At 74.7% G+C, this 22,809-nt stretch carries 20 protein-coding genes; 6 read left to right on the forward strand and 14 right to left on the reverse strand.

Annotated features, from left to right (window positions below; genetic code table 11):
• Positions 1 to 45 precede the first annotated feature (45 nt).
• Both hrpA and ACME2J_RS09740 read right to left on the reverse strand, forming a co-directional pair.
• Positions 46 to 3,999: an ATP-dependent RNA helicase HrpA gene (gene hrpA, locus ACME2J_RS09735; RefSeq protein ID WP_495544708.1), complete on the reverse strand. Its 3,954-nt coding sequence runs from the start codon at positions 3,997 to 3,999 to the stop codon at positions 46 to 48.
• A gap of 16 nt (positions 4,000 to 4,015) precedes the next feature.
• Positions 4,016 to 4,411: a hypothetical protein gene (locus ACME2J_RS09740; protein WP_495544709.1), complete on the reverse strand. Its 396-nt coding sequence runs from the start codon at positions 4,409 to 4,411 to the stop codon at positions 4,016 to 4,018.
• Positions 4,412 to 4,449: 38 nt separating this feature from the next.
• On the opposite strand from ACME2J_RS09740, the gene ACME2J_RS09745 reads away from it, so the two are divergent.
• Positions 4,450 to 5,112, forward strand: a complete 663-nt coding sequence (locus ACME2J_RS09745; protein ID WP_495544710.1) for a hypothetical protein — start codon at positions 4,450 to 4,452, stop codon at positions 5,110 to 5,112.
• Between the two features lie 27 nt (positions 5,113 to 5,139).
• Here ACME2J_RS09745 and ACME2J_RS09750 read toward each other — a convergent pair whose 3' ends face one another.
• A complete protein-coding gene (locus tag ACME2J_RS09750; RefSeq protein WP_495544711.1) occupies positions 5,140 to 5,466 on the reverse strand; it encodes a hypothetical protein in 327 nt (108 codons plus the stop codon).
• A gap of 44 nt (positions 5,467 to 5,510) precedes the next feature.
• Between ACME2J_RS09750 and lipP1 the strand changes: the two genes are divergently transcribed.
• Positions 5,511 to 6,656, forward strand: a complete 1,146-nt coding sequence (gene lipP1 / locus ACME2J_RS09755; RefSeq protein ID WP_495544712.1) for a LipP1 family hormone-sensitive lipase — start codon at positions 5,511 to 5,513, stop codon at positions 6,654 to 6,656.
• A 228-nt stretch (positions 6,657 to 6,884) separates the two neighbouring features.
• Here lipP1 and ACME2J_RS09760 read toward each other — a convergent pair whose 3' ends face one another.
• The 3 genes from ACME2J_RS09760 to ACME2J_RS09770 are packed head-to-tail and all read right to left on the reverse strand — an operon-like array spanning position 6,885 to position 10,240.
• Entirely contained in the window at positions 6,885 to 8,492 is a 1,608-nt protein-coding gene (locus ACME2J_RS09760) for a hypothetical protein (protein WP_495544713.1), read from the reverse strand.
• A 52-nt stretch (positions 8,493 to 8,544) separates the two neighbouring features.
• A complete protein-coding gene (locus ACME2J_RS09765) occupies positions 8,545 to 9,576 on the reverse strand; it encodes a 6-phosphofructokinase (RefSeq protein ID WP_495544714.1) in 1,032 nt (343 codons plus the stop codon).
• Position 9,577: 1 nt separating this feature from the next.
• Positions 9,578 to 10,240: a TetR/AcrR family transcriptional regulator gene (locus ACME2J_RS09770; protein WP_495544715.1), complete on the reverse strand. Its 663-nt coding sequence runs from the start codon at positions 10,238 to 10,240 to the stop codon at positions 9,578 to 9,580.
• 46 nt (positions 10,241 to 10,286) lie between these two features.
• Here ACME2J_RS09770 and ACME2J_RS09775 point away from each other — a divergent pair, with 46 nt between their 5' ends.
• Positions 10,287 to 10,793 carry a GNAT family N-acetyltransferase gene (locus ACME2J_RS09775; RefSeq protein WP_495544716.1) on the forward strand — a complete coding sequence of 169 codons (507 nt, stop codon included), beginning with the start codon at positions 10,287 to 10,289 and terminating at the stop codon, positions 10,791 to 10,793.
• An 11-nt stretch (positions 10,794 to 10,804) separates the two neighbouring features.
• Here ACME2J_RS09775 and ACME2J_RS09780 read toward each other — a convergent pair whose 3' ends face one another.
• A complete protein-coding gene (locus ACME2J_RS09780; protein WP_495544717.1) occupies positions 10,805 to 11,962 on the reverse strand; it encodes a pyridoxal phosphate-dependent aminotransferase in 1,158 nt (385 codons plus the stop codon).
• A gap of 137 nt (positions 11,963 to 12,099) precedes the next feature.
• Here ACME2J_RS09780 and ACME2J_RS09785 point away from each other — a divergent pair, with 137 nt between their 5' ends.
• On the forward strand, positions 12,100 to 13,686 hold the full coding sequence (locus ACME2J_RS09785; protein WP_495544718.1) for an alkaline phosphatase D family protein: 1,587 nt from the start codon (positions 12,100 to 12,102) through the stop codon (positions 13,684 to 13,686).
• A gap of 42 nt (positions 13,687 to 13,728) precedes the next feature.
• Here ACME2J_RS09785 and ACME2J_RS09790 read toward each other — a convergent pair whose 3' ends face one another.
• From ACME2J_RS09790 to ACME2J_RS09800, 3 genes are read right to left on the reverse strand one after another with little or no spacing between them, the layout of a single operon-like run.
• Positions 13,729 to 14,538, reverse strand: a complete 810-nt coding sequence (locus tag ACME2J_RS09790; protein WP_495544719.1) for a thioesterase family protein — start codon at positions 14,536 to 14,538, stop codon at positions 13,729 to 13,731.
• The gene (locus tag ACME2J_RS09795; RefSeq protein ID WP_495544720.1) at positions 14,535 to 15,287 is read right to left on the reverse strand and encodes an enoyl-CoA hydratase-related protein; all 753 of its coding nucleotides are present in this window, start codon (positions 15,285 to 15,287) and stop codon (positions 14,535 to 14,537) included. The genes ACME2J_RS09790 and ACME2J_RS09795 overlap by 4 nt, the downstream gene beginning before the upstream one ends.
• Before the next feature lie 11 nt (positions 15,288 to 15,298).
• The gene (locus ACME2J_RS09800) at positions 15,299 to 16,105 is read right to left on the reverse strand and encodes an alpha/beta hydrolase (RefSeq protein WP_495544721.1); all 807 of its coding nucleotides are present in this window, start codon (positions 16,103 to 16,105) and stop codon (positions 15,299 to 15,301) included.
• 22 nt (positions 16,106 to 16,127) lie between these two features.
• Here ACME2J_RS09800 and ACME2J_RS09805 point away from each other — a divergent pair, with 22 nt between their 5' ends.
• Positions 16,128 to 16,874, forward strand: a complete 747-nt coding sequence (locus ACME2J_RS09805; RefSeq protein ID WP_495544722.1) for a tetratricopeptide repeat protein — start codon at positions 16,128 to 16,130, stop codon at positions 16,872 to 16,874.
• A 27-nt stretch (positions 16,875 to 16,901) separates the two neighbouring features.
• On the opposite strand, the gene ACME2J_RS09810 is transcribed toward ACME2J_RS09805, so the two are convergent.
• From ACME2J_RS09810 to ACME2J_RS09825, 4 genes are all read right to left on the reverse strand, one after another.
• Positions 16,902 to 17,708, reverse strand: a complete 807-nt coding sequence (locus ACME2J_RS09810; protein ID WP_495544723.1) for an alpha/beta fold hydrolase — start codon at positions 17,706 to 17,708, stop codon at positions 16,902 to 16,904.
• A gap of 13 nt (positions 17,709 to 17,721) precedes the next feature.
• Entirely contained in the window at positions 17,722 to 18,861 is a 1,140-nt protein-coding gene (dinB, locus tag ACME2J_RS09815; RefSeq protein ID WP_495544724.1) for a DNA polymerase IV, read from the reverse strand.
• 62 nt (positions 18,862 to 18,923) lie between these two features.
• Complete coding sequence (locus ACME2J_RS09820) at positions 18,924 to 19,901, reverse strand: septal ring lytic transglycosylase RlpA family protein (RefSeq protein WP_495544725.1); 978 nt, start codon at positions 19,899 to 19,901, stop codon at positions 18,924 to 18,926.
• Between the two features lie 399 nt (positions 19,902 to 20,300).
• A complete protein-coding gene (locus ACME2J_RS09825) occupies positions 20,301 to 20,849 on the reverse strand; it encodes a sigma-70 family RNA polymerase sigma factor (protein WP_495544726.1) in 549 nt (182 codons plus the stop codon).
• 138 nt (positions 20,850 to 20,987) lie between these two features.
• Between ACME2J_RS09825 and ACME2J_RS09830 the strand changes: the two genes are divergently transcribed.
• Positions 20,988 to 22,787 carry an NAD+ synthase gene (locus ACME2J_RS09830; RefSeq protein WP_495544727.1) on the forward strand — a complete coding sequence of 600 codons (1,800 nt, stop codon included), beginning with the start codon at positions 20,988 to 20,990 and terminating at the stop codon, positions 22,785 to 22,787.
• Positions 22,788 to 22,809 lie beyond the last annotated feature (22 nt).

The following is a 22,809-nucleotide window of genomic DNA, read 5'->3' on the forward strand; positions in this document are numbered from 1 at the left end:
CCGTGAGTGTCGATCTGCCGCCGCTCGGCGTCGGCAGATCGACACTCACGCCTGTCGGGCGGCGGCGAGGAGCGCGCGGACGCGCTTCGGGGACGCCTTGCCGCGGGTCCCGAGCGCCTGGGCGAAGAGGCTCACCCGGACCTCCTCGATCATCCACCGCGCGTCGGTGAGGGCCGCCGGCTGTGGCCGCCCGTCGGGGACCGCGGCGCGCGCGGCGGCGAGCTCGTCCTCGAGCTCGCGGACCGTCGCCATGGGTGCCGCGTCGGCTGCGGGGGCGGCGCGGAGCCGCTCGACCCGCCGGAGCATCGCGGTGAGGTAGCGGTCGACGTCCGGCAGCCGGCCGGCGCCCGCCCGCGTCGCGAACCCGGGATGGACGAGGCGCGCGAGCTGGTCGTCCATGTCGGCGCGCGCGTCCGCGAACCCGCGGGCGTCGAGGTCGAGGAGCGCCTCGAACACCTCGGCGCGGCGCGCGCACACCTCCGCGATCGCCGTCGTCACCGCGGCCGTCCGCTCGGCGAGCTCGCCGGCGACGTGGCCGCGGAGCGCGGCGAACGACGCCTCGTCCCACGCCGGCCCTCCCGCCTCCGCGACGAGCGCGTCGATCGCGGCCGTCGTCGCGTCCGCGAGCGCGGCATCGAGACCGCCGAGCGGCGCGTCGCCGAGCGCGACCTGCGTCGCGATGTCGAGGCGGTCGCGGACCCAGCGCACCGGTGACCGGCAGGTGAGCACGAGCAGCCGCCGCGTGCCCGCGGCCATCGCGAGCTCCTGCGCCCGCGCGTCGTCGAGGACGCGGACCCCCGCCGTCTCGCCCTCGTCGACGAGCGACGGGTACGCCACGACGTCCCCGCCCGTGCCGGGCACGGCGATCGTGCGGGGAAGCGCGCCGATGGTCCAGGCCCGCAGACCGGTCGCCTCGAGCTCCGGGGTCGCGGCCGCGAGCTCCGCCTGGAGCGCCGGGCGCAGCCGCGCGCGCAGGGCGCCGAGATCGCGACCGGCGTCGAGGACCGCGCCGTCCTCTCCCTCCACCTGGAAGCGCGGGCGGAGGTGCTCGGGCAGGCTCGCGAGGTCCCACGCCTCGGGCGGGACGCTCAGCCCCCGGACCTCCTCGACGGCGCGGCCGAGCGCGACGGCGAGGCGCTCGCGGCGCGGAGCGATGCGCGCGAGGACCGCGGTCGCCGTCTCGGGGATCGGGACGAGCGGCCGACGGAGGTCCTTGGGGAGGCCGCGCAGCAGGGCGACGACGAGCTCGTGGCGCAGCCCCGGGACGAGCCACTCGAAGTCGCTCGGGTCGAGGCGACCCGCGACGGCGAGGGGGACGTGGATCGTCACGCCGTCGTCGGGCGCGCCGGGCTCGAAGCGGTAGCTCACGCGCACGCGCAGGTCGCCCTGCTGCCACGCCGTCGGGAAGGCCTTCGGGTCGACCGCGTCGCGGGCCGCCCGATCGACGAGCACGTCGCGTGGATAGGTCAGGAGGTCGGGGTCGTCCCGGCGCGCGTCGCGCCACCATCGCTCGAACGCCCGCCCGCCGGTCACCTCGGCGGGGATCCGCTCCTCGAAGAACGCGACGCGCTCCTCGTCGGAGGCGAGGATCCCGCGACGGCGCATCCGCTCCTCGAGCGCCTCGATCTCCGCGACCCGGCGCCGGTTCTCCGCGAGGAACGCGTGCCGGTCGTCCCAGCCGTCCTCGACGAGCGCGCGCCGGATGAAGAGCGCCCGGCTCACTCCCGGGTCGATCCGCGAGTAGGAGACCGTGCGGCCCTTGACGACGGGGAGCCCGTAGAGCGTCGCGCTCTCGGTCGCGACGACGTCCCCCCGGCGCGCATCCCACCGCGGCTCGGAGTGGGAGCGGACGAGCAGGTGCCGCGCGAGGGGCTCGATCCACGACGGGTCGACGCGCGCCGCGGTGCGTCCCCACAGCCGCGAGGTCTCGACGAGCTCGGCGACCACGACCCAGGTCGGGCCCTTCCGCGCGAGCGTGGAGCCGGGGAAGATCTGGAACCGCGCGCCGCGCGCCCCCGCGTACTCGCGTCGCGCCGCATCGCGCAGCCCGATGTGCGACAGCAGGCCGGCGAGGAGCGCCTGATGGATCTGCGGCGCGTCGGCCGGCTGCTCGTTGAAGGTGACGCCGACGCCCTTCGCCGCCGTGCGCAGCTGCGCGACGAGGTCCTGCCACTCCCGGATGCGGAGGTAGTGGAGGTGCTCGGCCCGGCAGCGCTTGCGGAACTGCGTGCGCGAGAGCGCGCGCTGCTCCTCCTCGAGGTGCTGCCACAGCAGCAGCTGCGAGAGGAAGTCCGACGTCTCGTCGCGGAACCGCGCGTGGAGCTGGTCGGCCTGCGCCCGCTTGTCCTCCGGCCGCTCCCGCGGGTCCTGGATCGAGAGCGCCGCCGCGATGACGCACACCTCGCTCGCGCAGTCGAGCCGGTCGGCCTCGAGCACCATCCGCCCGTACCGCGGGTCGATCGGGAGCTGCGCGAGCTTGCGGCCGATGCCGGTGAGACGGTCGCCCGTCCCCGCCTTCGACTGCGCCTCGAGAGCGCGCAGCTCCTCGAGGAGCCGGATGCCGTCGCGGATCTGCCGGCGGTCGGGCGGGTCGAGGAACGGGAAGTCCTCGATCTCGCCGAGGCCGAGCGAGGCCATCTGCAGGATGACCGAGGCGAGGCTGGTGCGCAGGATCTCGGGATCGGTGAACTGCGGCCGCGCGTCGTGGTCCTCCTCGGCGTAGAGGCGGACGCAGATGCCGTCGGCGATCCGCCCGCAGCGACCGGCGCGCTGCGCGGCGGAGGCCTGCGAGACCGGCTCGATCGGCAGCCGCTGCACCTTGAGACGCGCGCTGTAGCGGCTGATCCGCGCGGTCCCGGGGTCGACGACGTAGCGGATGCCCGGCACGGTCACCGAGGTCTCGGCGACGTTCGTCGCGAGGACGATCCGCCGCGTCGCCCCGGATCGGTCGCGGCGGAACACGCGCTGCTGCTCCGCGCTCGAGAGCCGCGCGTAGAGAGGGAGCACCTCGACCCCGCCTCCCGTCCCGAAGCGTCCCTCGAGCGTCTCCGCGGTGTCGCGGATCTCCCGCTCGCCGCTGAGGAAGACGAGGACGTCCTGCGGGCCGCCGCGACCGCGTCCGTCCGCCCAGACCTCCTCGATCGCGTCGCCGATCGCCTCGGCCTCGTCGCGCTCGGGGTCGGCGTCGGGGTCCTCGGGGTCGACGACCGGGCGATAGCGGATCTCGACGGGATAGGTGCGCCCGGACACCTCGACGACCGGAGCGTCCCCGAAGTGCGCGCTGAAGCGGCCGGTCTCGATCGTCGCCGAGGTGATGACGACCTTGAGGTCGGGCCGCTGCGGCAGGATCCGCGCGAGGTACCCGAGGAGGAAGTCGATGTTGAGGCTGCGCTCGTGGGCCTCGTCGACGATGACGGTGTCGTAGCGCCGCAGCAGCCGGTCGCGCTGGATCTCGGCGAGCAGCAGCCCGTCGGTCATGAGCCGGACGAGCGTGTCGTCTCCTCCGCGGTCGTCGAACCGGACCGCGTAGCCGACCGCGCCGCCGAGCGGGACCTCCAGCTCGTCGGCGATCCGCGCCGCGACCGTGCGCGCCGCGAGCCGGCGCGGCTGCGTGTGGGCGACCTGGCCGCGGACCCCGCGCCCCAGCTCGAGGCAGATCTTCGGGAGCTGCGTCGTCTTCCCGGACCCCGTCTCCCCCGCGACGACGACGACCTGGTTGTCGCGGATCGCCGCGAGGAGGTCGTCCCGGCGCTCGCTCACCGGGAGCTCGGGCGGATAGGAGACCTCCGGCACCGCGGCCCGCCGGCGCGCCATGCGCTCCTCGGCCCGGCCGAGATCCGCCATCACCCGCTCGAGTCGCCGGCCGCGCGCCTCCTCGTCGCGCTCGCGCGCGAGCTCGGAGAAGCGGCGTCCGAGACGGTGGGCGTCGTGGAGGCCGATCTCGGCGAGGCGCTCGCGGACCTCGTCGGGGGCGACGACCTCGGGACCTCGGCGGCTCATGGCGCCTCCGTCGCCGTCAGGCGACGCTGAGGACGATCGCGAAGAGGACGGCGAGGAACACCGTGATCGCGAGAAGCCCGCCCGCCAGCGTCTGGAGGAAGCGGTCCTCGTCGGTGAGCGGCTCGCCCGCGAGCCGCCCGGAGGCCCACCGGTGCAGGAGCGCCGCGCCGACGAGCGTGTAGGCGAGCACGATGAACGGGCCGAGGCTGCCGACGAGCACGACCGTCCCGACGAGGAGGAGCACCGCGAGGAGCGCCGCGCCGAGGACGTAGGCGGCGAGCGTCCGCCGTGCCGGCGTCAGCTTGCTCCGACCGCCCGCGGTGCGCCGGGCCCCGGAGGTCGGCGAGGTGCGCGGGCGAGCGGGGCGCGGCTCGCCCGCGGAGGCCGCACGGGTGCGCGATCGACGTCCCATCTGCCTGGATCGTACGCGCTGCGTAGCCTGCGGCGCTCATGCGCGAGATCCCCGATGCCCTCCGCACCGACGGACCGTCCCGGCCCGACCCCTCGACGGGAGTCGGCGTGACGCTCCTCGTCGCGGGGGGCCGCGTCCACGACCTCGACGCCTCGCTCGAGGTCCTCGCCCGCAGCGCCCGCGAGCTCTTCGGGGTCGATGTGCCCTCCGACCTCCGCGCCGAGCTCGCGCGCCTCGGGGCCGCGGGCGCGCAGGTGCGGGCGGAGGTCGACCCGGCGGGCTCCGCGCGCGTCCGGTCCGCCCCCTTCTCGCCTCCGGCGCCGGGCGGCGACCCCGTCGCCCTGGCCCCGTTCTCCCTCCCGGGCGGCCTCGGCGCCCACGACTGGGCGGACCGCCGCCTCGCCCGCGACCTCGCCCGCCGGGCCGGCGTGGACGCCGTCGCGCTCCTCGTCGAGCCGGACGGCGAGGTGATCGCGCCCGTCGACGGCCTCCTGGCCCTCGTCGAGGACGGTCGCCTCGTCTCCCCTCCCCGCGACGACCGCAGCCCGCCGCGGCCCTTCGCGGACCGGCTGCCGCCGGCCACCGAGGAGCGGGTCGACCTCGAGCGGCTCGCCGCCGCCGCGGACGTCATCGTCCTCGACGCGCTCCACGGGGCCCGCCGCGCCCGCCTCCCTCGCGAGGCGCAGGATCCTGACGCCTGACGACGACGTGATCCTGCGGCTCGCGGGTCAGACGAGGGCGCCGGCCGCCTCGAGGGCGCGCGGCACGAGGAGGAACGCCACCCCGCCGTCGTCGACGCGGACCGAGGTCCCGACGCGGAACGCCTCACCGCCCTGCAGGTCCGCGGGACGGCGCAGCCCGAAGAGCCGGCGCGCACGCTCGGCGGCGTGCTTGCGGATCGCGCGCGTCGCGTCCTTCTCGGTCGCCCGCCATCCCGCGGCCACCATCGTCGGACCGTGCCAGAGCTCCCAGCGCCAGCGGCGGAAGCCGTAGCGGCCGGGCGGCAGGACGTGGACGGCGTAGGCGAACCGGAGGCCTTCGACGGGACCGAGCACGCGACCACGTTACCGTCCCGTGACGACCCACCTGAGGAGTTCTCATGCCCCGCCGCTCACGCCTCGACGGACGGTCCTCGCGCGAACGTCTCGAGTACCGCGTCGCCCGCGCGCTCGCCGCCCTGCCCCCGATGACGCAGGTCCGGCTCTCGCGCCGCCCGCCGGTGCGACTCGACGATCAGGACCTCGAGCCGGAGATCCAGCTCACGCTCAGCCTCCTCGAGCGCCAGGGCCTCCCGGGCATCGAGACGCTCAGCCCGCCGGAGGCCCGGCGCGTCGTCCGCCGGCAGGCCGCCGCGGTCGAGGGGCCGACCCCCGACGTCGCCGAGCGCCGTGACATCGAGGTGCCGGGCGCTGAGGGACCCCTTCCGGCGCGCCTCTACCGCAGCGCACGGCCGAGCGGCGCCCAGGACGCCCCGCCGCTCCTCGTCTTCTTCCACGGCGGAGGGTTCGTCGTCGGCGATCTCGAGACCCACGACGAGGTGTGCCGGCTCCTGTGCCGCCACGCGGGTACCGACGTGCTCTCCGTCGCCTACCGCCTCGCCCCGGAGCACCCGTTCCCGGCCGCGCCGGAGGACTGCGCCGCGGCGTTCCGCTGGGCCGCCGAGAACGCGGCGTCGCTGGGCGCCGACCCGGCGCGTGTCGCGGTCGGCGGCGACAGCGCCGGCGGCAACCTCTCCGCCGTCGTCGCCCAGCAGGCGCGCCGCGAGGGCACGCCCGCGCCCGTCCTGCAGCTGCTCCTCTACCCGGCGACGGACAACACGCGGCAGTGGCCCTCGGTGGACACGTTCGCCGACGGCTTCTTCCTCACCCGCGCGCAGATGGACTGGTTCCGCACGCAATACGTCGGCGACGCCGACCTCGCCGACGTCCGCCTCTCCCCCCTCGTCGGTTCGATCGACGAGGCGCTCGCTCCCGCCCTCGTCGTCACCGCCGGGTTCGACCCGCTGCGCGACGAGGGCGAGGCCTACGCCGCGGCCCTGCGCGACGCGGGGGTGCCGACCGTTCTGCGCCGGTTCCCGGGGCTCATCCACGGCTTCGCGAACATGACCGGCGTGAGCCGCGTCTCCCGCGACGCCTTCCTCGAGATCTGCGGCATGACGCGCGCGATGCTCGCGACGGCGGCGGCGCCCGCCGCCGCAGGGGCGACGACCGGGGAACCCGGTGGCGCAACGTCGCAGACCCGCTAGCATCGGTCGTCCGGCGGATCGCCCACTCGGCCGGAGCCCCTCGGGGCTCAGCCGGGCAACGCGCCGGCCTCGTGCCGGCGGCCAGTCCCGGTGGTCGGGAGTGTCCAAGCCGCCCAGGCCACGACACAAGTCCTGGGACGTTGAAGTACAGCGGTGATCCATGACCGGGGTGTCTTGCGGATCGTCCGCTCCGGCCTCGCGGCCGGGGCGGGCGCCGCAGCCCCGGCTCTACTCCTCGCAGACGCGGACCGTGGTGCGCACGACCTGCGCCCGCGTGCGGCCCGTGAGGCGCACGCTCGCCTTCAGGCGCACGCGGCCGGTCGCGTCGTCGGGCATGCGCATGTGCAGCCGGAAGTCGCGACGCCGGTCGGTGCGCGTGCGCGCTCCGGTGAGCCGGAAGGTGACGCGCGAGACGCGCGGCGCGCTCTTGCGGCGCGGCTTCGACCCGACGCCGACGGCGAACTGCTGGTCGCGACGGACGCAGCGCCGCGGCGAGCGCAGGCGCAGGCGGGTCGTGTGCAGCCGCTTCTCGGTCGTGCGCGACGCCCCGCGGTAGCGGGCTGGCGCTTCGGTCCGCCTCGCCTCGTTCGGCGGCGTCGGCGCGGGCGCCGGCGGAGCCGGGGCGACCTCCAGGCGGGCCCCCTCGATGAGGGCGGCGGGAGGGCTCTCGGCAGGCCGTGGCGTGTGGCGGACGAACAGCGAGACGCCGTTCGGCGCGACGTCGAGGTCGCCGAGCCAGGCCCAGGTCTCCGGCAGCACCCCCTGCGCCTCCCAGGTGCGTCCGCCGTCGTCCGAGGTCGAGTAGAGGAGGATCGGCACGAGGCCGCCCGTCCACACGAGATGGAGCCTCCCCGACGCGTCCTGCGCGATCCCGCGCGGCGCCTCGTTCGGGATGTCGCTCGACACGTCGATCGGGACCGGCGTCGCGAACCGTCCCGTCGCGTCGTCGAAGCGCGAGAGCGTGAGCGGCTCGACGCCCATCGGCATCCCCTGCCCGCTCAGCATGAGCAGCCCTCGGGGGCCGTCGGCGAAGAACCGCGCCGTGTCGCGCCCGCCGCCGGGCAGCTCGAGGTCGGTCTCCCACCGGCCGGGGTCGAGCAGCTCCTCGGTCGTCGCGTCCTCGGGTGCGCCGCGGAAGACGTGATAGCGCGGGCCGACGGGCCCGGAGTCGACGGTCCACGGCGAGGTCCGGGCGATGAGCGTCGTCCCCGTGGGTGCGTCGTGGCGCAGCAGCCGCACCCCAGGCGAGTCCGTCGGACCGCCGAGCTGCAGGTGCTGCGGCGCGGAGACGCCGTCGGCGTCGGTCACCGACAGGTGGTTCGGATACTGGAATCCCATGGCGCTGCCGCCGCCGCTGATGACGCGGCCGCGCCCGTCGACCATGGACTCGCCGGTCGTCATCCACACGCCCGACGACGGACCGTCCTCGCACGCCGGCGGTGCAGGCCACGTGAGACCGCCGTCGTGGCTCGTCCACCTCACGACGGCGCGTGTCCCGCAGGACGACGCGCCTGCGACCACCTCGACGAGCGGGCCGCGGACGACGGCGGTGACGCGGTGTGCGCGCACGAGGATGCCCCGGTCGCCGGCCGGGGCGGGCAGCCGCTGCATCGGGGTGCAGGCGGCGGCGCCCGGCGGCACGCGACAGACGGTGGGCCGCCGGTCCGCGTCGAGCCACACGACGAACGCCGTCCCGTCGGGTGCCATCGTCGACGACGACTCGTAGCCCCCGCCGAGCGCGAACGGACCCGGTGCGGCGTGGGCGTGCGTGCTGGGCACGATCGCAAAGGCGACGAGCGCGGACAGCCAGACGGAACGCCGGCGGCGGACGGACATGCGACGCTCATCGGACTTCTCGCCCGGTGACTTGAGCGGGCCGGGCCGGCCCTTACCCGAAGAACACCTCGGCCGTGTGGAAGAAGTCGTCGTCGAGCAGCTTCGGCTCGGCCACCGCGTCGACGATCGGGACCTCCGTGATCTCCGTCCCTCGCAGGGACACCATGACCCCGGTGCGGCCCGCGATGAGCGCCTCGGCGGCCTTCACGCCGAACCGGGTGGCGAGCACCCGGTCGTACGCGGTCGGAGTGCCGCCGCGCTGGACGTGCCCGAGGATCGTCATGCGCGTCTCGTAGCCCGTCCTCTTCTCGATCTCGCGCTCGAGCTCGACGGCGATCCCGCCGAGGCGGACGTGCCCGAAGGCGTCGGTCTCCCCCGAGGCGTGGAGCGACATGGTCCCCTCGCGCGGCATCGCGCCCTCGGAGACGACGACGATCGAGAAGGTGGGGCCCGACTCGTGCCGGCGGCGCAGGCTGTCGCACACCTCGTCGATGTCGAACGGCCGCTCGGGGACGAGGATGACGTCGGCGCCGCCCGCCATCCCGGAGTAGGCGGCGATCCAGCCGGCGTGCCGCCCCATCACCTCGACGACGATGACGCGGTTGTGCGACTCCGCCGTCGTGTGCAGCCGGTCGATCGCGTCGCTCGCGATCTGCACGGCGGTGTGGAAGCCGAAGGTCACGTCCGTGCCCGCGAGGTCGTTGTCGATCGTCTTCGGCACGCCGACGACCGGGATGCCCGCCTCGGAGAGCTTCGCCGCGACCCCGAGGGTGTCCTCGCCGCCCATCGGGACGAGCGCGTCGACGCCCGCCTTCTCGATCCCCGCGCGCACGGCGGCGACGCCGTCGGCGCCGCCCTTGAACGGGTTCGTCCGCGAGGTCCCGAGGATCGTGCCTCCCCGGTGGAGGATCCCCGCCGTCGACTCGCGGCTCAGCTCGCGGCCCTCACCCGCGACGACCCCGGCCCACCCGTCGCGGAAGCCGAAGAGCGTGTGGCCGTCCTGGAGCGCCCGCCGGGTGACAGCGCGGATGACGGCGTTGAGGCCGGGGCAGTCGCCCCCGCCGGTGAGGATTCCGATGCGCATGTCAGCTGGTGCTCCGTGGGTCGGGGTCTGGGCCGAGGAGACGGCGGACGACGTCGATCGCGTCCGGGGCCACCGCCGTCATGCCCTCGGTGCGGCCGGCGAGAACCTCTTCGTGGGCGAGGCCCTCGAGACCTGCAGCGAGGACGACCAGCCGGGCGCGCGACGGGACGGCCACCTCGCCCGCGGTGCCGCGGAGGTGCTCGACGAGGAGCCCGAGGAACCGCTCGACGACCTCGGCGCGGCGGGCGAGGGCCGCGGGGCCGGCGCGCCGGATCTCGATGAGGAAGGTCCGGGCGGCCGCCGGGCGGGCGGCGAACCACGCGAGGTAGGCGCGCACCGCCGCGTCGAGGCCGGCATCGACGTCGTCGTGCGCCGTGACCGCGGCCTGGAGGTCGCCCAGCAGCCCGTCGACGACGGAGTCGTACGCGGCGAGGAAGCACTCCTCCTTGCCCTCGAAATGGGTGTAGAACGAGCTCAGCGACACGCGGGCCCGGCGCGCGATGTGACCGACGCGCACCGCCGGGTAGCCCTCCTCGGCGACGAGCTCGACGAGCGCGTCGAGGAGGCGCGTCCGCTGGGAGGCGGCGACGACCTCGCCGCCCGGGGAATGCCGGCCCCGCGGGAGCGGAGGCGGGGGCGGCTGATCCGGGTTGACGGATCTCACGCCCCTATTGCAGCACGTCGGGACGCTGGTGCGAGACTGCGAGGGGATGGCGCGTCCCCTCATCCGTCCCGCCAACCCCACCGACCACGAGGCGATCTGGACGATCTTCCGCGCCGTCGTGGCCGGCGGCGACACGTACGCCTACCCGCCGGAGATCTCGCGCGCCGACGCGCTCGCCGCATGGCTCGGCCCCGGCCGACTCGCCTACGTCGCCGAGGACCCGGAAGCGCCGTCACGCATCGTCGGCCACTCCTCGCTGCGGCCCGCGCAGCCCGGGCTCGGCGCGCACGTCTGCAACGCGGCGTACATGGTCGCCCCCGAGGAGCGCCGGCGAGGCATCGGCCGGGCGCTCGCCGAGCACTCGATGCAGGAGGCGCGGGCCCTCGGCTTCCGCGCGATGCAGTTCAGCCTCGTCGTCGCGACGAACACCGGCGCGATCGCGCTGTGGGAGCAGCTCGGCTTCGAGACCGTGGGCCGCCTCCCGGGCGCCTTCGACCATCGCACGCTCGGCGAGGTCGACGCGCTCGTCATGTACCGGCGTCTCGACGCCTGACGGAGGCGGGGTCAGCCGCAGGCGGCCCGCAGGCGGCGCAGTCCCTCGTCGAGCTCGTCGTCGTCGAGCGCGAGGGAGAGACGGGCCCAGCCCGCACCGCGCTCTCCGAAGCCCTCGCCCGGGGCGACCGCCACGCGGTGCTCGGCGAGGAGCCGCTGCGCCGTGAGGCCGGGCGGGAGCCGCCACCACGCGTAGAACGTCCCCTCGGGCGCGGCGAGCCCGGGAAGGCCCGCGGCCATGAGCCGGGTGCGGCGCGCGGCGTACACCGACGCGCGGGCGGCCGGATCCTCGGGCGCGTGGCGCAGCGCCGCCTCGAGCCCGTGCTGCACGCCCGCGAAGACGCCGGCGGTGGTGTGGTCGACGAGCTCCTGGAGGCGGCCGACGATCTCCGCGTTGCCGACCGCGAAGCCGATCCGCCAGCCGGCCATCCCGTGCACCTTCGACGCCGACCACAGCTCGATGGCGACGTCGCGCGCGCCGTCCACCTCGAGCACGCTCCGGGCGCGCGCGCCGCCGAACGTGAGGAAGCCGTAGGCGAGGTCGTGCAGGAGGACGCTCCCGCTCGCCCGCGCCACCCGGACGGCCTCCTCGAGCGTCCCGTCGGCGGCCGCGGCGGCGCACGGGTTCGACGGGTAGTTGAGGACGAGCAGCCGGCAGGCGGCGTGCGCCGAGGACGGCAGCGCCGCCCAGTCCGGCTGCCATCCGGCGTCCGCGTCGAGCGGCAGCGGGACGACCCGGGCGCCGGCGAGCGCCGCGCCCGAGAGGTAGTCGGGGTAGCCGGGATCCGGGAGGATGACCGCGTCGCCGCGCTCGGCGGTCGCGAGCGCGGCGAAGCAGATCGCCGTCTTCGTCCCCGGGACGACGCACACCTCGCGGTCCGGATCGAGGTCGACGCCGTGATCGGCGCGGTAGCGCTCGGCGATCGCCTCGCGCAGCGACGGCCGGCCGGCGAACGGCGGGTAGCCGTGCACCGCGGTCGCCCGCGACTCCGCCGCCTCCCGCAGCGCGTCGAGCGCGACCGCCGGAGGCGGGATGTCGGGGTTGCCCCGCCCGAGGTCGACGACCGGCGGCCCGTCCTCGGCGCGTGCGCGCGCGACCTCGGCGAGGATCCCGGTGAAGAACTGGTCGGGCAGCCGGTCGAGCCGGTCGGGCCGAGGAGGAAGCGCCACGCCGGCGATCCTACGCCCGGCGATGCCGAACCGGATTCCTCCGTTCACATGGCCACGGAGGAATCCGGTTCGGCGGCCGGGGGGACCGTGTGACCGCCTCGACTTCTCCATGGGCGCGGGTACCATCCGGCGCGCTCATGGACGACACCCTCCTCTCCCGCCGCGCCGTCATCGGAGCGGGGGCCGCCGCCGGGGCGGGCCTCGTCCTCTCGGGACCGGCCGGTGCGCTCGCGAAGACCTCCCCCGCGCGGCGCCGTGCGCGCGAGCCCTTCCTCCGCGACGGCGACTTCCGGCTCGGCGTCGCCTCCGGGACGCCCGGGACGGACGAGATCGTCCTGTGGACGCACCTCGGCGACGTCGAGGGCAACGGGCGCATCCGGCTCGAGGTCGCCCGCGACGCCGGCTTCGAGGACGTCGTGCTGCGACGGAGCGTCCGCGTCCCCGCGATCCGCGACCACACCGTCCACACGCGACTGCGCGGCAAGCCGCTGCGCCCGGGCGAGCAGTACTTCTACCGCTTCGAGACACGCCGCTCCTCGTCGCCGGTCGGCCGCTTCCGCACCGCGCGGCCCGCCGACTCGCGCGAGCCGGTCCGCATCGGCTTCTTCTCCTGCCAGGACCACCAGGCCGGCTACTACCCCGCCCACAGGGCGCTCGCCGAGCGCGACGACCTCGACCTCGTCGTCTGCCTCGGCGACTACGTCTACGAGCAGACCTTCTACGACGGCCCGGCCGACCGCAGGGACACGACCGGCGCGAACGGCGACGCGTTCGTCGTCACGCTGCCCGAGTGGCGCGACAAGTACCGCCTCTACCGGTCCGACCGCGATCTGCAGGCGATGCACGCCGCGCATCCGTTCGTCGCGATCTGGGACGACCACGAGGTCGAGGACAACTACGCGGGCGACCGGCGCGATCCCGCGAAGACGTCGTTCCCCGACGTCGACCTGAAGGAGCGCCGCCGCTGCGGCTACCTCGCGTGGTACGAGTACATGCCGCGCCTGCGCCGCCGGCCCGTGAACACCCGGATCTACGGGTCGGTCCCCCTCGGGCGCACCGCCGAGGTCTTCCTCCTCGACGAGCGCCAGTACCGGGACGTCCAGCCCTGCGGCGGGGCGTTCATCGTCCCCTGCCCCGACGCCGAGACCGGCCCGCGGACGTTCCTCGGCCGCGAGCAGAAGGAGTGGTTCAAGCGCGCGGTGCCCCGCTCCGAGGCCCGCTGGAAGGTCGTCGCGAACCAGCTCATGGTGATGGCCGTCGACTCCGTGCCCGGCGTCACCGTCAACGTCGACGCGTGGGACGGCTACGGCGCCGAGCGCCGCGAGGTCCTCGAGCACTTCCGTGCGGAGGGCGTGAAGGACCTCACCTTCATCACGGGGGACATCCACACGTTCTTCGCGGGCACCGTCCACACCAACGGCCGCCGGGGCACGCCGCCGATCGGCACCGAGTTCGTCGGCGGGTCGGTCACCTCGCACGGGCTCGAGGAGTACCTCCCCGACCCCGTCACCCGGGAGACGCTGAAGACCGGGCTGCTGGCGACGAACCCGCACATCCGCTTCGCCGACCTCGACCGGCGCGGCTTCGGGATCCTCGAGGCGCGCACGGACGGCCTCGAGGTCGACTTCATGACCGCCGACCCCCTGCGCCGCGACGCCAGGACGCGGCGACTCGCCTCGTTCGTCGTCGAGGCGGGCAGCACCGAGGTCGTCCGCGCGGCATAGCGTCGCGCGCGATCGGAGCCCCCGGGACCCCCCTCCGTCGCCCTACCGCTCGTCGACGAGCAGCGTCTGCAGGCTGCGCCCGAGCGCGCCCGACCGGTCGTAGAGCGCCGACTGCGCGAGGCCGACGCCGACCGGGGAGATCGTCGTGCGGCTGTCGAGGAGCACCCACTCGTCCTCGGCGGGGCGCGTGAGGTGGATCGAGACGTCGGTGTTGATGAAGAGCGCCTGGCGGAAGTCCAGCGAGGCGCTCACGCCGTTGCCGAAGTCCGCGGCCATCGCGACGCGGGCGAGCGGGCTCGCCGGCTCCGCGTCGACGAGCGGGCGCGCCGGGCGCATCCAGGCGGCCCCGGGTCCCGGCTCGTGCACGCCGCCCATCGCGACGCGGATCTCCATCCCCGTCACGTGGAACCCCTCGATCGCGTCGGACTGCGGGAGGAAGCCGCCGGGGGGCGCTGCGAGCGGGTCGGCCGGGACCGGCAGGGCCTCACGGCCCGGCACCGCGGCGATGTCGGGGACGTCGACGTCCCCGCGGCGGAGGCGGACCGCGCGGGCCCGCACGACGACCGGGCCCCCCGCGACGGAGAGGTCGGCCTCGACGAGCTGGAAGCGCTTGCCCGGCTTCACGACCCGCGCCTCGACCGTGAGCGGCTCGAGCGGAACCGCTGCGAGGATCTCGCAGGTGAGCCGCAGGACCGCGAGATCCTCGCCGGGACCGAGCGCCTCGATCTCGCGCGCGATGAGGCCGGCGGGCGCACCGCCGTGCTGGTGGGCGTCGTCCCAGGGGCCGCGCGCGTGGCCCGTCGGGACGTAGGCGTCGCCGTCCCGCCGGAAGATCGGCTCGGGCGCGCTCACCCCGCGATGTCCTTGCGCCGCATCGACCACATCTGGGCGGAGCGCTCCATCTCGAGCGCGGCCCCCCACGCCATGCCGGGCGGGCCGAGCTCGGCGCGCAGCGACTTCGTCGTGCGGCGGGCGAGCTCGGGGTCGGCTCCGGGCACCGCGGCGAGCTCGCGGGCGCGTGCGCCGGTCGTCCCGGGCTCGACGGCCTCCCAGCACAGACCCAGCTCGGCGGCGCGCTCGCCGCTCACCCGCTCGCCGAAGAGCGTGAGCGCCGCGGTCGCCTCCCTCGCCCCCGTGCGGCCGAGGAGGACGCCGTGGCCGCCGCCCGGGTGCAGCCCGATCGGGATGAAGCCGGAGAGCAGCTTCGCGTCACGCGCGACGACCCGCAGGTCCGTCGCGAACGCGAGGTTCATCCCCGCGCCGACCGCCCCGCCCTCGATCGCGGCGATCGTCGGCATCGTGAGCTCGCCGATCCGCTCGAACGCGCGGTAGATCCTCCCCATGCCCGTGAAGGCGTCGGGGTGGGCGGGGTCCTTCCCCGCCTCGGCGAGCGTCGGGCGGTCGCCGCCCGCGCAGAAGTAGCCCCCGGAGCCCTCGACGACGACGGCCCCGACGGTCGGATCCTTGTCGAGGGCATCGCAGACCTCGAGCATCGCGGTCGCCATCTCGACGGTGAGGGCGTTGCGCCGGTCGGGCGCGTCGAGCGTGATGACGGCGACGCCGCCGTCACGCGTGAGGCTGAGGTCCACGAGAGTGCTCATCGGCCCGGACGCTATCCGTCCGCGCGTCCCGCGAGCGTCGCGATGACCTTCGACAGCCGGCCGCCCTGCCACGCGATCGGACTCTCGCCCTCGTCCTCGACGACGAGCTCGGCGCCCGGGATCGCCTCCGCGTACGCCTCGCCGATGGCGAGCGGATGTCCCGGGTCGGCCTCGTCGCGGTCGGCGACGACGACCGCCGGCACGTCCAGCGCCGAGAGGTCCCCGAGGTCGCCGAACGGGCGCGAGCGAGGGACGACGCGCAGGGCGTCGGCGACCGCCTCGGGATGCTCGTGGACCTCGAGCCGCTGGCGGATGACCCGCAGCACGGTGTCGCGCCACTGGTCGGGCACCCGGGGGTCGCCGTAGGCCTCGATGAACCCCTCGATGCCGCCTCGCTCGAGTCCGTCCGCGAGGGCGTCCCAGCGCGAGAGGCGGTCCGGGTCGTCGTGGTCCGCGCCGCCGTCGTAGGCGGGGGTGATGACGACGACGCCGGCGACGCGCTCCGGGTGGTCGAGGGCGTAGCGCAGCAGCGTGTGGGCGCCCATCGACGCCCCCGCGAGCACCGCGCGGTCCACGCCGTGCGCGTCGAGGACGCGGCCGAGGTCCTCGGCGAGCGCGTCGTATCCGTAGGCGGTCCGCTCGGGGGCGGGATCGGAGGCCCCATGACCGCGGGCGTCGTAGGCGAGGACCCGATGGCCCGACCGCTCGAGCGAGCGCGAGCCCATGACGACGTAGCGGTGCGAGGCGGTGAGGCCGTGGAGGAGGACGACGGGCGTCCCCTCCCCCGCCTCCTCGACGTGGAGATTCGGTGCGGTCACGGCCGCATCGTAAGCTCCGTGGATGACCGTCATCGACGTGACCGAGGAGACCTTCCAGACCGAGGTCCTCGACCGCTCGCACACGACGCCGGTCGTCGTGGACTTCTGGGCCGAGTGGTGCGGCCCCTGCCGCGCGCTCGGCCCGATCCTCGAGCGGGAGGCCGCGAAGCACGACGGCGCCGTCGTCCTCGCGAAGGTCGACACCGACGCGAACCAGCGGATCGCGCAGGCCTTCCAGATCCAGGGGATCCCCGCGGTGAAGGCGTTCAAGGACGGCGAGGTCGTCGACGAGTTCGTCGGGGCCCAGGGCGGACCGGTCGTCGAGCGCTTCTTCTCGAAGCTCATCCCCTCCGAGGCCGACGGCCTCATCGAGTCGGGCGACGAGCCCTCGCTGCGCCGCGCCCTCGAGCTCGAGCCCGGCCGCCCGGACGCCGCGCTGGCCCTCGCCGGGCTCCTCCATCGCCGCGGCGAGTCCGACGAGGCGCTCGCCCTCGTCGAGACGATCACCGGGAACTTCGCCGCGGAGGGTCTCGCGGCGCGCATCCGCCTCGAGAACGACCCCGGCGACCTCGAGCTCGCGGAGGCGTGGCGGTCGCTCGACGCCGGTGAGCGCGAGGCCGCCGTCGACGCGCTCATCGCCGCGATGCCCGCGGCCGGCGACAGCAAGGACGACCTGCGCCGCGTCGTCGTCGGCGTCCTCGACGAGCTCGGCGTCGAGCACCCCTTCGCGAGGGACGCGCGCCGCCGCCTCGCGAGCGCCCTCTACTGACCCACCGCGAGCGCCGAACCGGGGCAGTCAGGCCGGGGTGAGGGCGTGCGTGCGGAGGATCTCCGCCGCGCGCTCGGGCGCCTCCCACCAGAAGAGGTGGCCGATGCCCTCGAGGAGCTCGAGGCGCGCGCCGGGGATCGCACCCGCGATGAGCGAGGCGTTGGCGGCGGGGAGCATCCTGTCCTCGTCGCCGTGGACGACGACGGTCGGGTGGGCGATCCCGGAGAGGCGCTCCTGCGTGTCGTGCGCGACGATCGCCTGGAGCTGCAGCATGATCGTCGGCAGGGGCGCGGGCACCGCGGTCGCCATGTCGCGGAACGGGCCCCAGTTCGCCTCGTCGGCGGCGAACCGCTCCGAGACGTTGATCTCGAAGCCCGTGCGGATCGCGCGCTCGCGGTCGCCGCTCATCATCGCCTCGGCGAGACGCGACATCGTCGCCTCGTCGGTGAGCGCGGACCCCGGGCCGCCCGCATAGGTGCATCCGAGGGCCAGCGTGCGCACCCGACCGGGATGGCGCAGCGCGATCTCCTGGGCGACCATGCCGCCCATCGAGATGCCGAGGACGTGCGCCTCGGCGATGCCGAGCGTGTCGAGGAGCGCGACGGCGTCGTCGGCGAGGTCGGTGATCGCGAACGGGCCGTCCGCAGGATCCGAGCGGCCGATGCCGCGGTGGTCGTAGGCGACGACGTCGAACCCGTCGTCGAGCGCGGAGAGGAACGGCTCCCCCCACGCCGCGTGGGTTCCGCTCATCCCCTGGACGAGGAGGAGCGGCTCGCCGCGCCCGCGCCGCAGCGCATAGAGGGACCGCCCGCCGATGTCGTGTCGCTCACCCATGGAGGCGGGGACGCTACCGGTCGGCCGCCGCGACGCGCGGGCGCGGCGCGAGGACGTCGGCCGGAAGAGGGAGCACGAGCTGCGCCGCATCGGCGACGGCGCGTGGCGAGGCGCCCTCGGGCTGCTCTTCGAAGGCCGCGAGACGCACCCCCAGGAGCCGGACGGGCCGCGGCGGAGCGTAGGCGCGAAAGAGATCGAGGACGACGGGGAGCACGACGCCCGGGTCATTCGTGCGCTCGTCGATCGTGCGGGCGCGGGTGACCGTCGTCCAGTCGTCGAGCCGCACCTTGATCGCGATCGTCCGGCCGCGCACGTCCTTGCGGCGCAGCTGGTCGCAGAGATCCTCCGTGAGCCGGCCGAGGACCGCCTCGAGCTCCGCGTGATCGTCGATGTCCTCGGGGAAGGTCGTCTCGTTCGAGCGCGACTTCGCCGGGCCCGGGGGCGTGACCCTGGAGTCGTCGTGGAACCACGCGCGCGCCTTGAGGAACGGGCCCCAGTTGTCGCCGAAGTGCTCGACGAGGACGGCCTCGTCCATCCGCTGCAGGTCCCCCACCGTCCGCGCGCCGAGCGCGGCGAGACGGTCCGCGGTCTTCGGGCCGACGCCCTGGAGGAGGCGGGTCGGCCGATCGGCGAAGACCGCGCAGGCGTCCTCGCGCGAGAGCGCCTTGAGCGCCCTCGGCTTGTAGGAGGCGCTCACGGTCTTCGCGACGAGCTTCGAGGGCCCGACCCCGACCGACATGACCATGCCCGTCCGGTCGTGGATCTCCGCGACGAGCTCGCGGAGCACGCGCATCGGCTTCTCGAACGCGGTGACGTCGAGGTACGCCTCGTCGATGCCGACCTGCTGGACGCGGTCGACGCGCGCGCGGACGACGTCCCACACCGCGGTGCTCTTGTCGCGGTAGGCGGCGTGGTCGGGCGGGATGAAGATCGCGCCCGGGCAGAGCGCGCGGGCCCGCGACGCGGGCATCGCGGAGTCGACGCCGTAGGCCCGTGCCTCGTAGCTCGCCGTCGTGACGACCGACCGCGGCCCGGTGCCCGCCACGACGACCGGCTTGCCCTGGAGCTCCGGCCGGCGCAGCAGCTCGACCGACGCGTAGAACGCGTCGATGTCGCAGTGGGCGATGACCTGTCGCTCGGGAGTCGAGCCCATCGCCTTCGGAGGGTACGTCGCGCCGCGGCGAGAGACCGCGGCGCGACGCCCTCACGCCGTCCTCAGACCGTCGACTGGACGCGGCCGGTCGAGCCGAAGCCGAGCTTGCGCTTCAGCGCGCCGGTGAGGTCCCACTCGCGCCCGCCGTGGAACGGGCCGCGGTCGATGACGCGAGCGGTGACGATGCGGTCACCGCGACGGAAGGTCACCTTCGTGCCGCACGGGAGCGTCTTGTGAGCGACGCCGACCGTGCCGCGGCCGAGCGTCTGCCCGCACGCGGTCCGGCGGCCGTAGAAGCCCGGCCCGTACCACGACGCGAACGACGAGCGGAAGACGTTGAGCCGGCCGAGCGTCCGGCGGGTCGACGTCATGTCGCGGCTGCTGCTCAGCTTGACGCGCACCGTCATGCGCCCGGGGCGGTCCGTCTTCCACTTCAGCGAGTACCGCCCGGTCTTGGACGTGCTGTCCTTGTCGACCGTGCGCCACTTCCCGCCCCGGCGGACGAGGAGACGCACGGTGCGGCCCTTGCGAGCCGGGGAGATGCGACCGCTCACCTTGGCCGAGCGCCCGACGGTGACGTTGCGCACCTCCGTCGTCGTCTTCAGCACGGGCGCGACGCGGACGTCGACGTCGTCGCTCGCGATCGTCCGGGCGGCCGCCGCCGCGGCGGCCCGCAGCGCGGTGGGGTTGCCCGCGACGACGCGGAGGTCGCCGTTGCCGGGTGCCCGGGCCTCGAACCGGAACTCGTCGTCGGCATCGAGGTGCTCGGTCTCGAGGTTGTCCCAGTCGGCCTTCTCGCCGCGACGGTGCTGCAGCGTCACGGGGGCTTTCGCGGGGAGGCCGCGCGCCTCGCCCGTGACGACGACGTCTTCGTCGTAGCGCACGTGCGAGCCCTGGACCTCCGCCGTGATCTTCGGCGCCGTCGCAGCGGACGCCGTGGTCGTGGAGGCCGCGTTCGTCGGAATCGTTCCGACGGCCGCGGCGATCGTGAGAGCACCCCCGGTGACCAGACCGCGGGTGCGGACGATGGACGGCACCATGCCGTGTTCCTCCTGCGTTGTCGCGTCTGCCGCTTACGGGGTTAGCTGTCGGGCTCGCAGCCCGCCGGCCGCGCTTCTGGCGCGACTCGACGGGGCGCTACGCCGACATCAGCCGGCGATTCGCCCCATCCCGGCCGGGGTCGTTCCGGCCGGGCGGTGGGTCCCCCGCTCTCCCCTGCAGTGGGCAGAGGAGACTCAGCGGTCGAACATCAGTTCGCGAAGGGTAGGGAACGTCTCGAGCAGCGGATGTGACCCCGGTCACATTCCGCGAGCGGGCGCGTTGGCGCTCTGTGCAGGCGCTTCGCGGCCAGGTAACGGGACGGGGCGGGTCGCGCCGACCCGCCCCGGGGGACTCGGCCGCTGTCCGCGGCCCGCCTGTGAGGAGCGACGCGCCGGCCGTCAGGCCGCTTCGAGCGTCGCAGGCTCGATGACGTTCTCGAGGTCGTCGCGCAGCTTCGCGAGCCCGAGGCGGATCCGGCTCTTCGCCGTTCCGAGGGGCACGCCGGCGCGCTTCGCGATCTGGTCGGCCGTGAGGCCGCCCCAGTAGGCGAGGACCACGGCCTCCCGCTGCGCCTCGGGCAGCCGCCCGAGCGCGTCGCGCACGACGCGGCGGTCGCCTTCGCGCTCGGCCATGCGCGCCGGCCGCTCCTCGACGCGCGGCTCCTCCTGGGCGACAGCGACCTTCAGCCGGTCGCTCGCCCGGCCGGCGGCCTGTCCCTCGCGCCAGAGGTCGAGCGCCCGGCTGCGGGCCATGAGCCGGAGGTAGCTGCCCAGCTCCCCACGCCGCGCGTCGTACTTGTGCGGGTTGCGCCACACCCGCAGGAAGACGTCCTGGCACACGTCCTGCGCCTGGGTCGCGTTGCCGAGGATGCGGTACGCGGCGCCGTACACGCCACGCTGATGCTCCTCGTAGATGCGGGCGAAAGTCGACTCGTCGTTGAGATTCATGAGGCTGCGGCCCTTTCTCGGCGGCGGGGAGAAGACACCTTCAACATCTCGTGAGATTAACCTTACACAGTTCGTGCAGAGTTGTCGAGTGAGCTTGCGACATGTGTGCAATGTTCCCGGCCTCGACCCTTCTCATGCATGGCGCGCGAGCGTTCCGGGTTCCCTCGATGCGATCCTTCCGGTCCCGTGCGCATCGCTCTCGCCCAGATCAACGCCACCGTCGGGGACCTCCCCGGCAACGAGCAGCTCATCGCGACCGCGATCTCCGACGCTCGCGCCGCCGGAGCTCAGCTCGTCGTGCTCCCGGAGCTGGCCGTCACCGGCTACCCGCCGGAGGACCTCCTCCTCAAGGAGCACTTCCTCAGCGACGCGCGAGCCGTCGTCGACCGTCTCGCCGCCGGCACGGAGGGGATCGTCGCGATCGTCGGCTTCCCCGAGCACGACGACGACGTCTACAACTCGGCGGCCGTCCTCGCCGACGGCGGCGTCGAGGCCGTCTACCGCAAGATGCGCCTCCCCAACTACGGCGTCTTCGACGAGGTGCGCTACTTCGGCGCCGGGGCGGAGGGCATGGTCGTCGACGTCGACGGGGTCCGTGTGGGCGTCACCGTCTGCGAGGACATCTGGGTGCCGGGCTCACCCGCGACGGACGAGGCGCTCGAGGGCGCTCGGCTCATCGTCAACCTGTCTGCGTCGCCGTACCACGCCGGCAAGGCGGCCGAGCGTGAGCGCATGCTCGCCCAGCGCGCCCGGGACCATCTCGCGCCGGTCGCCTTCTGCGCGCTCGTCGGCGGTCAGGACGAGCTCATCTTCGACGGCCGCAGCGTCGTCCTCGATCACGAGGGCGGCGTCGTCGCCCGCGCCCCGCTCTACGAGGAGGCGCTCCTCCTCGCGACGGTCGACACGCGCGCGGCCGAGAACGCCCGGCTGCGCGACACGCGTCCGCGCCTCGCGCGACGCGTCGCGCACGACGACCCCGTCGTCCCGGTGCGCCGCGTCGGGCCGCTCACGACCTCGGCGCCGTCGGACGCCCACGGCGGGCCTCGGTCGCCGGCCGACGCGCCCGAGGGGGCCATCGCCGAGGCTCCAGAAGGCGAGGAGGAGATCTACGGGGCGCTCGTCCTCGGCACGCACGACTACGTCACGAAGACCGGGTTCTCGCACGTCGTCCTCGGCCTCTCCGGCGGCATCGACTCGACGCTCGTCCTGCTCATCGCCGTCGACGCGCTCGGGGCCGACCGGGTGAGCTGCGCGATCATGCCCTCCCGCTACTCGTCCGAGGGCACGCAGTCCGACGCGCGGGTCCTCGCCGAGAACCTCGGCGTCAACTGCCTCGAGCTGCCGATCGAGGGCCCCATGCGCGCCTACGACGAGCTGCTCGCCGACACCTTCGCGGGGCGCAAGCCCGACCTCACCGAGGAGAACCTCCAGGCGCGGATCCGGGGCAACCTCCTCATGGCGCTCTCGAACAAGTTCGGCTGGCTCGTCCTCACGACCGGCAACAAGAGCGAGATGTCGGTCGGGTACTCGACGCTGTACGGCGACAGCGCCGGTGGGTTCGCCGTCATCAAGGACTGCCCGAAGCTCCTCGTCTACCGGCTCGTCGAATGGCGCAGCGCGCGCCACCCCGAGAGCCCGGTCCCCGAGTCGATCGTCACGCGCCCGCCGTCCGCCGAGCTGCGCCACGGCCAGCGCGACGAGGACTCACTGCCGCCCTACGAGGTCCTCGACGCGCTCCTCGAGGGCTACGTGGAGCGCGACCTCGGTCGCGAGCAGCTCATCGCGCGCGGCTTCCCGGCGGACGCCGTGGACCGCGTCATCCGCCTCGTCGACGTCGCCGAGTACAAGCGCCGGCAGTCCCCGCCGGGCATCAAGATCACGCCCCGGGCGCTCGGCCGCGACCGCCGCCTTCCGATCACGAACCGCTACGGGGGCTGACCCCCGGCAGCCGCCCGGCGGC

This window comes from Paraconexibacter sp., assembly GCF_059438195.1.